Source organism: Planctomycetaceae bacterium (assembly GCA_039680605.1).
In the GTDB taxonomy this organism is placed as follows: Bacteria; Planctomycetota; Phycisphaerae; order SM23-33; family SM23-33; genus JAJFUU01.
Window position 1 is genome coordinate 44220 of sequence record JBDKTA010000013.1, and the last position, 11832, is coordinate 56051.

The 11832-nt window shown below is 64.1% G+C and carries 10 protein-coding genes; 5 read left to right on the plus strand and 5 right to left on the minus strand.

The annotated features are described in order from the left end of the window. Position 1: 1 nt before the first annotated feature. From ABFD92_04335 to ABFD92_04355, 5 genes are all read right to left on the minus strand, one after another. Positions 2 to 352 carry a flagellar basal body protein gene (locus tag ABFD92_04335; GenBank protein MEN6503745.1) on the minus strand — a complete coding sequence of 117 codons (351 nt, stop codon included), beginning with the start codon at positions 350 to 352 and terminating at the stop codon, positions 2 to 4. Further along, positions 331 to 1719, minus strand: a complete 1389-nt coding sequence (locus ABFD92_04340) for a sigma-54 dependent transcriptional regulator (GenBank protein ID MEN6503746.1) — start codon at positions 1717 to 1719, stop codon at positions 331 to 333. Before ABFD92_04340 ends, ABFD92_04335 begins: the two co-directional genes overlap by 22 nt. Continuing rightward, positions 1712 to 2407 carry a hypothetical protein gene (locus tag ABFD92_04345; protein MEN6503747.1) on the minus strand — a complete coding sequence of 232 codons (696 nt, stop codon included), beginning with the start codon at positions 2405 to 2407 and terminating at the stop codon, positions 1712 to 1714. Before ABFD92_04345 ends, ABFD92_04340 begins: the two co-directional genes overlap by 8 nt. Further along, positions 2404 to 4752, minus strand: coding sequence for a tetratricopeptide repeat protein (locus ABFD92_04350; GenBank protein MEN6503748.1), 2349 nt, complete (start codon positions 4750 to 4752; stop codon positions 2404 to 2406). The genes ABFD92_04345 and ABFD92_04350 overlap by 4 nt, the downstream gene beginning before the upstream one ends. 283 nt (positions 4753 to 5035) lie before the next feature. Next, positions 5036 to 6109, minus strand: a complete 1074-nt coding sequence (locus ABFD92_04355) for a sigma-54 dependent transcriptional regulator (protein MEN6503749.1) — start codon at positions 6107 to 6109, stop codon at positions 5036 to 5038. Positions 6110 to 6538: 429 nt separating this feature from the next. On the opposite strand from ABFD92_04355, the gene ABFD92_04360 reads away from it, so the two are divergent. The 5 genes from ABFD92_04360 to ABFD92_04380 all read left to right on the plus strand — a co-directional run. Further along, positions 6539 to 6979, plus strand: coding sequence for a response regulator (locus ABFD92_04360; protein MEN6503750.1), 441 nt, complete (start codon positions 6539 to 6541; stop codon positions 6977 to 6979). A 22-nt stretch (positions 6980 to 7001) separates the two neighbouring features. After that, complete coding sequence (locus ABFD92_04365) at positions 7002 to 7493, plus strand: chemotaxis protein CheX (GenBank protein MEN6503751.1); 492 nt, start codon at positions 7002 to 7004, stop codon at positions 7491 to 7493. Positions 7494 to 7532: 39 nt separating this feature from the next. Then, positions 7533 to 10067, plus strand: a complete 2535-nt coding sequence (locus tag ABFD92_04370) for a chemotaxis protein CheA (GenBank protein ID MEN6503752.1) — start codon at positions 7533 to 7535, stop codon at positions 10065 to 10067. 41 nt (positions 10068 to 10108) lie between these two features. Next, positions 10109 to 10609: a chemotaxis protein CheW gene (locus tag ABFD92_04375; protein MEN6503753.1), complete on the plus strand. Its 501-nt coding sequence runs from the start codon at positions 10109 to 10111 to the stop codon at positions 10607 to 10609. Positions 10610 to 10815: 206 nt separating this feature from the next. Next, a partial coding sequence (locus ABFD92_04380) for a hypothetical protein (protein ID MEN6503754.1) occupies positions 10816 to 11832 on the plus strand: 1017 nt, incomplete at its 3' end.

Consider the following 11832-nt stretch of genomic DNA (forward strand, 5'->3'; position numbering starts at 1 on the left):
TTCAGCTGACAGCCGCTTCGATCTGGCGGTACAGCTTGGACAGCAGTCGCAGGTACGTCTTGTACGCGCCGGTGTTCTGGACCATGTCGCCGATTTCCTGGTCGATGCTCACGTCGTTGCCTCGATCGTCGACGGGGGTGTTCATGGGCGAGACCAGTTGCGCCTTGAAGTCGTCCTCGCTCACATTGCCCCGCTCCAGCGCCGCGGCCAGAGTCTGTTCGAACTGCACCGCGCGGCGGCGGTACCCCGCCGTGTCGAGGTTGGCGATATTGTTGGCGATAGCGGTCTGACGCATTCCCGCCGCGCGGACGGCCGCTTCGAGATACGTGGTTACATCGGGCTCGATTGGCATGTCGCTTCTCCTGAAGGTTGCCCCTGGGGCTCGGCGCGATACTTTCGCAGCTTTTCCCGCAGCGTTCGGTCGGAGATTCCCAGCAGTTCCGCCGCCTTGACCTGGTTTCGCTGGGTGCGGCGCAAGGCTTCCATGACCGCCTGGCGCTCCAGCTCGCGCAGGCGCAGCGTCACGACCTGCTCGCCCTGCCCGCGCCGCAGTTCGTCGGCCAGAAAGTCCGCCTCGCGCAGCGACAGGACGTTGTCGCGCCCGAAGATCAGGGCGGTGCGCACCACGTTGCGGAGCTGGCGGATGTTGCCGGGCCAGTGGTAGTCGCAGAACAGCTCGAGCATCGCCGGGTCGAGGTCGGTGATCTTGCGCCGCACTTCGCCGGCGAAGTGATTGACGAAGTGCCAGACCAGAACCGGGATGTCCTCGATGCGCTGCCGCAGCGGCGGCACCTGCAGGTGCATTCCCGCGATCCGGTAGTGCAGGTCGCGGCGGAAGCGCCCGGCTTCGACGTCGCCGGCGAGGTCCCGGTTGGTCGTGCTGACGACGCGCACGTTGACGTGGATGTTCTCGCTGCCGCCGACGCGCTCGAAGTCCTGCTGCTCGAGCACCCGCAGCAGTTCGGCCTGCAGCCGCGGACCGGTCTCGGAAATCTCGTCCAGCAGCAGCGTGCCGCCGTCGGCGCGCTCGAAGCGGCCTTTACGCTGGGCACAGGCGCCGGTGAAGGCGCCCCGCTCGTGGCCGAACAGTTCGCTCTCCAGCAGCGACTCGTTCAGGGCGGCGCAGTTGACGCGGATGTACGCCCCGCGCCCGCGGCGGCTTTCGCGGTGGATCAGGTAAGACAGCAGTTCCTTGCCCGTGCCGCTCTCGCCGCTGATAAGGACCGCCACCGACGTCGGGGCCACCCGCCGGGCCAGCTCGACCACCTCGAGAAACCGTCCGCTGACGCCGGCGATCTGGTAAGGCGGGAGAACCTCGCCGGCGCCACCGCCGGCCAGCGCCACCGCCCGGGCCGGCAGATAGGTTTCGATCAAGGCGTGGGCGGCCGCGGCGTCCAGCGGTTGGGCAAGGTAGTCCCAGCAGCCCGCCCGCATGGCGGCCACCGCCGAGGCGGTGTCGCCGGCGGGGCCGACCATCACCAGCGGGCGTTCGGGGTAGCACGTGCGGCATCGATCGATGAGGCTCCAGGGTCCACCGGAGATCTGCGACTCGACGATCACCAAGTCCCAGATGGCCTGCTCGGATAAAGCCGCCGCCTTGTCGCCTTCGCGCACGACCATGCCGCGGATACCGCCGGCGGCGAGTTCCGCCAGCAGCGTCCGCACGGTTTGCGGCTGCACTGCCGCAACGAGCACATTCTGGCAAGGACGGTCACTCATTGTCTTGCTCGTGCTCCTGGGAAGTCGGTTCGGCCGGTCGCGACGCCGGCGGCGCCGTCAGTTGCAGACTGATCTGGAGGCTCGAGTCGAGCAGTTCCTGCACGGCCGAAGCCTGTTTCCATTCGAGCAGGCGGGCGCTGGCCTGGGCGGCCTGGGCCCAGGGGCAGTCGGCGTGGTCCTTGATGACCTGGTCATAAAGGGCGGCGGCGCCTCGTGGGTCGACGCCGCGCATGCAGTTGCCCAACTGGTACAGCACCCACGCGCGCGTGGCGGCCGGCGGGTTCTGCCCCATCAGTGTTTCGTACATCGCTCGCGCCTGGGGCAGGTGACCGCCGTCGAAAAGCGCATCTGCCGCCGCCAGCAGGTTCTGCTGCTGGCTGGGCGGAATGAGCTTGAGCGCCTCGATCGTCTCGCTGGAAAGAATCTCGCGCGCGGGCGCCGTGGCGCTTGGGGCCGAAGCGACGAGGGCCTCCTGCGTCGCCGCCGTGACGGACGGGCGGTGGACCTTCTGGGCCTTGAGACGCTCGATGCCCGCCTGCAGAGAGTCGTCCGGACCGGTTGTCGGGGCTTGGGCGAAATCCAGGTAGAGCTGCCGGGCCTGCTTCTGGATCGGCTCGGCCGACCAGGCCGCCAGCGGCATGACTGCGGCTATCACCATCGCTGCCAGATGCGCGGAGCGGAAGGTCATCGACGATCCCCTCCCGTCACCTTGGGGCCGACGGTCATCGTCGAAACAGCCGTGTTGAAATCCTTCTGCGACACCTGCGCCGCCACGAGCACCTGGCGGGCGCGGCCTTGCAGCAGCGTGTCGGGGTTCATTCGCAGCAGCTCGGTGGCCAGCGTGGCGGCCTGGGCGTTCTTGCCCAGTTCGAGCGACAGTTCAGCCAGTTCGCATTGGGCCTGGTGGGCCGCCGGACCGGGTTTGACCCGCGTCAGCAGGTCCAGCAGCAGCGAGTAGGCTTCGCTGCTCTGACCGCCCAGGCGGTAGCAGGCGGCCAGTTCGAGGGTAAGAGTGGCGGCCTCGGCCGGATCGGTCACATGCTGCAGTCGCCGCCGCAGATCGACGGCGGCGTTGTCGGTCAGTCCCATTCGGCGATGGAGCTGGGCCCGCAGCAGCACCACCTGTCCGCGGAGGCGGTCGTCAGCGCCGATGCGGCTTTCGGCGCGGTTGCAGAGGATTACAGCCGCGGCATACCGGTCGCTGCGCTCTTCGACCACCGCCATTTCGAATAAGGCCTCGAGTTCGACCTGGGCCTGTGGTTTGGCGGACAGGCACAACCACAGGGCGCGCCGGGCCTGCGACAGGTTTCCCAGCGCCATATGGCTGCGGGCGATCATGAGGTGGACCGGAGCGGTCTGGATGTGGCTCATGCCGCCGCTGAGGCTGACGTACTTGCCCAGCCACGAGACCGCCTGCTGATAATCGCCGCGGCGGAAACCGGTGTTCCCGGCGCCGAGGGCAGCGGCCATCTTCGTTTCGACGGAACGGTCGAGGTAGTAGACTCTCTTGAAGAACCGCAGAGCTTCGGCCTCCCTGCCCGACTCGAGATTGGCCTTGCCCAGCGCCAGGAAGACGTCATCCATTCCCGCCGACTGCGGGTACGTGTCCAGCAACGCCGTGAGGTCTTCTTCGGCGCCGGCGTAGTCTTTCATCGCCAGGCAAACCTTGGCTGACCGCAACAGCGCCTGCGGCGCCGCCAGCGACTGGCTGTACTGACGGGCCGTCAGGCGATATTCCGTCACCGCCGCGGGGCGATCGTTGAGGCACTCATTGATGATGCCCAAGGCATAGTGACCCTCCGCCTGGCGGAGGTGGTCAGACTCACGCAACAGCAGACGGCGCCATGCCGCAGCCGATTCGCTCAGCAGCAGTTGGCGCTGGGCGGCCGCCGAGTCCGACGCCGTCGGGTCGGACACGGTGCTCTGCTTGCCGTCAAACTGCGCGATCAGCCCCGCCGCGCCGGCGAAGACCTCAAACAACCGCTGCTGCGTCATGGCTCCGGTCAAGGCCGTGATTCCCCGCGCCCGAACCGGCGCCGCCACGCCGCTCCAGAGAACGTCGCAGCCAACGGCATGACCAAGGCGGTTGAGGGTCTGCTCGACCGGAGCGGCCAGACACACGCCCTGCCAGCGGACCAGAATGTCGGCGTCAGACAGTCGCGTGATGCGCGGCCCCAGCGCCGAAGCGGTCACTTTGTTGGAGCCGTTGAGAATGGCGCCGACCAGCGACTCCTCGCTGCTGCCGGTGATGGCGTCGACCGCCTTGAGGGGCAGATGGGGCAGCGTGGCATCCACGGCGGTCACCTTCAGCACCTGCTGAGTGAGGCTTCTGGCCGCCAACAGGTCGCACTGGGCGACGATCTCGTCGGCGTTTTCCAGCGCGGCCGAGCATGCGATGGCGCAATACGCCCGCATTCGCGCCTGCATCCATATTTCCTGGTCGAAGTCCAGCATCGCCAGGCGGTAGTTGGCCAGGCAATTCACCAGCGGGCTGGGACCCTGGCACGCTTCAGTGAGAATCCGCCGATAGTCAGCTGCATCGCCCTTTCGAAGCACGCAGTCGGCGATACGGATGCGGAACAGACCGGCCATGGGCCCCGGACCAGGGCGCTGGGCCGATACGGACAGCAACTGCTGGTACTGCGTCAAGGCGCGATCGTAGTCACCGGCGGCGAAGTACCGCTCCGCAGCCGTCCAGGACACGCCGGCGGGGGGCTCCGGCGGAGCCGGCTGGCTCTGCGCGACGGGGCGGACGGCATCGGGCCTGGCAACCAGAGCTGTCCCGGACTGCAGGCCGGGCTCAGGGGCAGCGCCGGAGTTGCGAAAGCCGATCCAGGCGAATACGCTGGCCACGGCGCCCAGCGCCACCAGCACCAGAGGCCAGTTGTGCTGGGTCTTGGTAGATTTGCGGAGGACGTCAGCACGGATGGCGCTGAGATTCAGAGACGAATCCGCAACGGACGAATCCCCCGCCGCGGGCGCACCCGCCGGGGCATTCGACAAAACATCCGTCGTGGCTTTCGTGTCGTCCATGCACTTGGCCCACGTCGACAGGGAAGGTGCACATCCATGTGCAGTCGTATCGCCTTGCTAGTGCAATAACTATGCCAAACAGACGCCCAGACACCGCCGCGACAAGCGACCCCTTCTGAAGAGATGGCATAACTGCATTAGGTCTCTGATACAACAGGTGTTACAAAGAAAGGCGCCCGCTTGTTGCATGCCTTGGCCTTGTCGCCCGAACACAGTTCCCACTTCGGCGCGCACAGATGCCGTACGTACACGTTCACTTTCTGCATGGCGAATTTTCGGCCGTCTAAGACTGGTGCCAAGCCTGGTCCGAAGGGAAACCCGATACCGGGGGCATCTTGATGTCGTACCGCTTGAGTTTGGCGTAGAGCGTCGTTCGCGTGATACCCAGCAGAACCGCAGCGCGGTTGCGCTGCCATCCGGTCTCCTTGAGCGCCCGCAGGATGAACTCGCGTTCAGCAGCCTCAAGCGAAAAATCCTCTCGGGACGGTTGCCCCGGCGACTCGGGGTCGGCGGAAGATTGAGTGTCAAATCGCAGGCTCTCGGCCGTGACTTCATCCTGATTGGCCAGGATGATCGCGCGGTCCATGACGTTCTTGAGTTCTCGCACGTTGCCGGGCCAGGGGTGGGCCATCAGGCGGTCCATGGCGTCGTTGGAAATGCCCGACGGGCGCGACTGGAGCGTCAGCGGCGAGTGCTTGAGGAAGTACTCCGCCAGCAATGGAATGTCGCTGCGACGCTGAGGGCTTCGAAGCGGCGGAATGATCACCGGAAGAACGGCCAGACGATAATAGAGGTCGCGACGGAAGGCTCCCACTTCGACCTCTTCGGTCAGCGAACGGTTGGTGGTGGCCACAACTGTCGCCTGACAGGGGACTTCCTTCGTGCCGCCGACCTTGCGAAAGCACCGCTCCTGAAGCACTCGCAGCAACTTGGCCTGGAGCGTAGTAGGAATCTCGCTAATTTCGTCCAGGAATAGCGTGCCGCTGCCGGCCAGTTCGAACAGGCCTGTCTTGTCCCGATCGGCGCTGGTGAAGGCGCCTTTGACATGACCGAACAATTCGCTTTCCAGAAGCGTCTCGCTCAGCGAGGCGCAGTTGACGGCCACAAAATCCGCCGCTTCCCCGCAGCGCCACAGGTGGACCGCTCGTGCGACCATTTCTTTGCCCGTACCGGTCTCGCCCATGATCAGGATCGGGTTGAGACCGCTGGCGCCGACGGTTTTGATCGTGTCGAGCACCTCGCAGATGCCGGGGCTGAGGCCGACAAACGGCAGCGATGGCGGGCAGGATGAACAAAAATACGAGGTATCCTGCGACACCACGTCGTCGTCGGAAAGGCCTTGCTTGGCCTGAAGCATCAGGAATCCTTTCCCAAGAACCTTTGCGTCAGATGCACCGGCCGATCAACCAACCACAACATGTTGGCATCGCTCACTCCTTGAACCCAATGAGGCGTGAGCTTTAGGATCTAATAGGTAATTTCCTTAGGACCGTGCGTCAAGTGAATAATGCTCAGAATTTGATTTTGCCGATTTTTGGAATAGTTGGACCAGTGCTAAAGTCTCGCCCCCGTTTTCCGATATCAGCGGAGGTCAGTTGAAATGGGCGCGGACCATGAGGAACCATGGCCCGCAAAACGCAGACATCTTGGCGATCTACTGAGGCAGCGCTCTATCGCGCAACTCTCCGCTCTCTGGCGGCAGTGGCGGGCCAGAATCCCTCGCGGCACGAAAACCACCTTCAACCTCGCGGGCTTTGCACCCCGCGCTAGCACAGGAACAGCCAACATGGAAATACATGCAATGGTCGTGGACGATTCGGGAATCATGCGAAAGATGGTCATGAGGAACCTCATGGAGACGCGGCTGGCGAACTTCAGCTTCACCGAGGCCGCCGATGGCCTCGATGCAATCAAGAAACTCCCCGAAAAGCCCGTCGACATGATGTTCGTCGACTGGAACATGCCCAACATGACCGGCATCGAGTTGGTCATGCACGTCCGGCAGAACCAGAAGCGCCACGTGCCCATCGTCATGGTCACCACCGAAGGGACCATGGGCAAGGTCGAGGAAGCCCTCGATAAGGGCGGCGTCGACTGCTACATCGTCAAACCCTTCACCAAAGACATCATGATCCAGAAGCTCCAGCCGCTCTTTGAGCGTCTCAACAACGCCCAGACCATCAAGCCCGGCGGCTTCTTTTCCAAATTGGCCAAGCTTGCAAGCTAATTCCCCCCAGGAGAACACAAACGTGGATATACAGACAAGAGTCATGCCGGCAGGACTGGAGCGAGGCGAATGCGTGCCGCAGGCGGCCGTCGACATCCTCATGATGACCTGCGGACTGCAACCGCGGGAAGATGACGTCCTCGACGAGACCATCCTGCACGACGCGGCCCTGATGGCCGTCATCTCGCTGGTGGGCGACGTGGGCTGGTCGGTGTTCATCGGGATTCCCCAAGGCACCGCCGAACCGCTGGTGCAGAAGTTCGCCGGTTTTGAAGTGCCCTTCGACAGCCCGGACATGTGCGACGCCATCGGCGAACTGTGCAACATCTTCGCCGGCGATATCAAGGCCAAACTCGACGCCCAGGGCGTGCGGGCGGAGATCTCGCTGCCCAGCGTCACGCGGGGCGAAAAGCTGAGCATGCTCTTTCCCAAGCACTCTCCTGTGCATCGCAGCACTTTTTCCACGGACCTGGGCAAACTGCTCATCGGCGTGGGGGCCAAGTCGGCGGCGTAACCCAACGCCGCGACGCTTGCCGTTGACGAGGGCAAAGCAATGGATGCGAAAACGTTACGGAAAAAACTGCAGAACCTCCCGGATCTGATCGCCGCTGTGCGATGCGACGAGCCCGACAGCCTCATCAGAGCCGGAACGCTCATCGAGGAAACCATCGCCCTGCTCCCGCAGGATCCGCCGGCCCTTGTTGAAGCGATGACCGCCGCTCTCGAAGCGCTGCAGGCCTTGTTCCAGAACCGACCCGCCGATGAGTCGCCGGTCGTGCAGGCCCTGGGCGCCGCCGTCAACGGCGTGATCAATGTCCTCAGGCACCCGGGCAATACCGAATCGCTGGGCGCCTGTAACATGGCCACCAGCGTTCTGCACCGCGTGACGGCCGCCATGCCCAGCGCGGCCGCTTCCGCGGCCTCGCAGGAACCCCACGACGCCTGCCCCTGGGCGAACCTCCAGGTTCTCGAGGCCCGCCTGATCGCCCTGACATCTGATGACGGCGCTGAACTGGTCGCCATCTGGAGATCGCTCGTCCAGGAGGCCCGCAGCGACGCCTACTGTCAACGGGTCAAAGACCTCATCGGACAGGCCGCCGAGTTGCTCGGGGCGGACATGACTGACTTTGACGCGGCCGTGGCGAAAGTCCAACGCACTCTCAAGAGCGCCATCGAAAATTGTGAACATCCGTCCGCGGATTCCCCGCCTTCGCCCAAGGCCGCCGTCGCGGCGCCGGCGCCCGCCGAACCATCCGCCCGCCCCGCTGCCGGCGGCACACAAGGGCCCTCTCTGCCCGCCGACGCCGACCTGGAACTGCTGGGTGAATACGTGCAGGAATGTCACGACCACTTTACCGCGGCAGAGACCGCCCTGCTGACTCTCGAAACTAACCCCGGCGAGAACGAAGAACTCAACCGCGTCTTCCGCTGCTTTCATACGATCAAAGGCACCAGCGGTCTGCTGGGACTGCCCCACATCCAGGGGCTGGCCCACCTGGCCGAGAACATGCTCGACCGCGCCCGCGGCGGGCAAATCCGCCTCACCGGCGGGTACGCCGACCTGGCCCTGCGGTCCTGCGACATGCTCAAGAGCATGGTCGTCGCCCTCAACGGCGCCCAGCCCGGACAGAAACTGACCGTGCCCGACGGATACGACGCCCTCTGCGGCGACCTGCAGAACCCCGAGGCCGCCGGATACAGCGAAGAAACCGTCCGAAGCACCATGCGGCTGGGCGACATCCTCGTCGGCCAGGGCAAGATCGCCCGCGACGACGTGGAACAAGCAGCCGCACAGCACGAGCGACCCATCGGACAGGAACTCGTCGTCAGCGGCAAGGCGCCGATCACCGACGTCGCCGGCGCGCTGCGCACGCAGAAGCAGATGGCGGGACTGTCCGTCGAGCAGAGCGTCCGCATCAACACCACGCGCCTGGACAGCCTGGTCGACATGGTGGGCGAGCTGGTGATCGCCCAGTCGATGGTCTCGCAGGATCCGGATGTCAACAGCGGCCGCATGGCCCGCCTTGCCCGCAGCGTTTCGCACGCGGGAAAAATCGTGCGTGAGCTGCAGGACCTGACGATGTCGCTGCGCCTGGTGCCGCTCAAGAGCACCTTCCAGAAGATGACCCGCCTGGTGCGCGACCTGGCGCACAAGAGCGGCAAAACGGTGCAACTGGTCACCGAGGGCGAAGAAACCGAGATCGACCGCAACATGGTTGAGACCCTCTCTGATCCGCTGGTACACATGATCCGCAACAGCGTCGACCACGGGATCGAGCCGGCCGACATCCGCACCGCCGCAGGCAAGAACCCCACCGGCACGGTGACCCTGCGGGCGTATCACGCGGCGGGCAACGTCGTGATCGAACTGGTCGACGACGGAAAGGGGCTCGACCGCCAGCGCATCCTGGCCAAGGCCTCGCAGGCCGGCCTGGTGGATTCCTCCCGCGAACTTTCCGACGGCGAGGTGTTCGACCTGATCTTTCACCCGGGCCTGTCGACGGCTGACAAGATCACCGACGTGTCCGGTCGCGGCGTGGGGATGGACGTCGTCAAGCGCGGCGTCGAGTCGATCCGCGGTCGCATCGAAGTGGCCAGCCAGCCCGGCAAGGGCACGACCTTCACCCTGCGCCTGCCGCTGACGATGGCCATCGTCGACGCGATGCTGCTGCGCGTCGGTCAGCAGCGATTCCTCATCCCCACCGTGTCGATCGAACACAGCTTTCAGCCGCGGTCCGAAGGTCTCAAGACCGTCGGCGGCCAGGCCGGCGAAATGGTCTTGCTGCGCGACAAGCTGCTGCCGCTGTTCCGCCTGCACCGCCTGTTCAACGTCCCGGGCGCCGTGACCGATCCGACGGCCGCCCTGGCGATCGTCATCGAGGCCCACGGGCGGCGCTGCGCCCTGCTGGCCGATGAATTGCTCGGCCAGCAGCAGGTCGTCATCAAGCCCCTGGGCGAGAGTCTGCAGAACATCGCCGGCGTCAGCGGCGGGGCCATCCTCGGCGACGGACGCGTGGGGATCATCCTCGACGCCAGCGGCATCTGGAGCCTGGCCACCACAGTAAAAACCCAAGCAACAGCCGCCTGATGAATCAGGCGGAATCAGTGAGCGCTTTTAAGGAGAGCGACATGGCAACGAAAGAAGCGGTACATGTGAGGGAGAGGGCAGGAAAGTACCTGACCTTCTTCCTGGCCGAGGAGGAGTACGGCCTGGAGATACTCCGAGTGCGGGAGATCATCGGCATGATGGACATCACGGCCGTCCCGCGCACCCCCGAGCACGTCAAGGGCGTCATCAACCTGCGCGGCAAGGTCATCCCGGTGATCGACCTGCGGTTGAAGTTCAGCATGCCCAGCGTCGAGCAGACCGAGCAGACGTGCATCATCGTCGTCGACGTCGGCCGGATCGAGATGGGCATCATGGTCGACAAGGTCTCCGAGGTTCTCGACATCGGCGCCGCCGAGATCGAAGACACCCCGTCGTTCGGTCTGGACGTGGACACCGAGTTCATCCTGGGCATGGGCAAGACCAACGGCAAGGTAACGATCCTGCTGGACATCACGCGCGTCCTGAGCGGCAGCGAAGCCGCCGGCGTGGTCGAGCAGGTCCAGAACGAAACGGACCAGTAATCGCGAACCCAACGTCTCCTTAATGAAGAGACGTTCACAACACGGAGAGAATGAGCATGTTTAAGAATATGAAACTCGGCAGCAAGATTGCCGCTGGCTTTTCCGCACTGATCGTCATCGCCCTGTCGCTGGGCGGCCTGGCTGTCTGGAGCATGTCTGGTGTCAAGACCACCGTCACGGAGTTGGCCGAGGCGAAGGTCCCGGCCGTGGGCGCGGCCAACGAGATAGAGCGCAACTCACTGAACACGATGTACCAGGCCCGCGGTTATGCTTACTCGGAAGAAAAGGGCTTCCTGGACAGCGCCAAGGCCCAGCTCGAACTGGTGAAGAAGGCATTGAAGGAGGCCAAAGAGCACGCCACGAAGTTCAATCTCGCCGTCCTGAAGGCCAACGCCGAGAAGGCGGAGATCAAGGCGCTGGAATACGAACAGTTGTTCAACGACACCGTGGCCCGGACTGAAGCGCTGAACAAGAATCGCGAGTCCATGAATACCTCCGGCGAAACCTTCTTGAAGGTCTCTGTGCACTTCGTGGAAGGGCAGAACAAGAATGCGCTGGCGGAATATGGGCAGCTATTCAAAGCAGGCATTGGCGCCGCCGGCGATGCCAAAGATGCCATTACGCAAGCCAAGCTCGCTGAACGGCTGAAGAAGATCACCTTGGGCAATGATGTCATTGACATCGGCAATACCGTCCGCGTGGGCAACTGGAAAGCCCAGTCCGAACGCGATCCCAAACAGTATGAGGAAGCTCTAAAGAAGTTCTCCGAACTCTACGCCAAACTCGATGAGCTCAAACCCATCACTCATCTGGAAGCCGACCTCAAAGAGATCGAAGACTGCCGCGCCGCCGCCAAAGGATATGAATCGGCCATGACAAGCTTTCTGGCCAACTGGACGGCTCGCGAAGAGTTAGGCAAGAAACGCGGTGTTGTGGCCCAGGCTGTTCTCGACGCCGCAGTAGACACCGCCAAGGCCAACATGGACAGTGCCACCGAATCTTCCAATGAGGCCGCGTCTTCGCTGGCGACATCGTCGCTGACGATGATCATCGGCCTGTCGGTCGCGACGGTCGTGGGCATCCTGATGGCAATCTTCATCACCCGCAGCATCACCGGCCCGATCAACCGCGTTATCGCCGGACTCTCCAGCGGCGCTGAGCAGACCAGTTCGGCCGCCGGACAGGTCTCGGCCGCCAGCCAGTCTCTGGCCCAGGGCTCCAGC

Bases quoted from the DNA above. Each gene is read 5' to 3' on its own strand.
- ABFD92_04370 (MEN6503752.1), top strand. From the start codon at position 7,533: ATGGATGCGAAAACGTTACGGAAAAAACTGCAGAACCTCCCGGATCTG.
- ABFD92_04375 (MEN6503753.1), top strand. From the start codon at position 10,109: ATGGCAACGAAAGAAGCGGTACATGTGAGGGAGAGGGCAGGAAAGTAC.
- ABFD92_04335 (MEN6503745.1), bottom strand. From the start codon at position 352: ATGCCAATCGAGCCCGATGTAACCACGTATCTCGAAGCGGCCGTCCGC.
- ABFD92_04345 (MEN6503747.1), bottom strand. From the start codon at position 2,407: ATGACCTTCCGCTCCGCGCATCTGGCAGCGATGGTGATAGCCGCAGTC.
- ABFD92_04360 (MEN6503750.1), top strand. From the start codon at position 6,539: ATGGAAATACATGCAATGGTCGTGGACGATTCGGGAATCATGCGAAAG.
- ABFD92_04355 (MEN6503749.1), bottom strand. From the start codon at position 6,109: ATGCTTCAGGCCAAGCAAGGCCTTTCCGACGACGACGTGGTGTCGCAG.
- ABFD92_04340 (MEN6503746.1), bottom strand. From the start codon at position 1,719: ATGAGTGACCGTCCTTGCCAGAATGTGCTCGTTGCGGCAGTGCAGCCG.
- ABFD92_04350 (MEN6503748.1), bottom strand. From the start codon at position 4,752: ATGGACGACACGAAAGCCACGACGGATGTTTTGTCGAATGCCCCGGCG.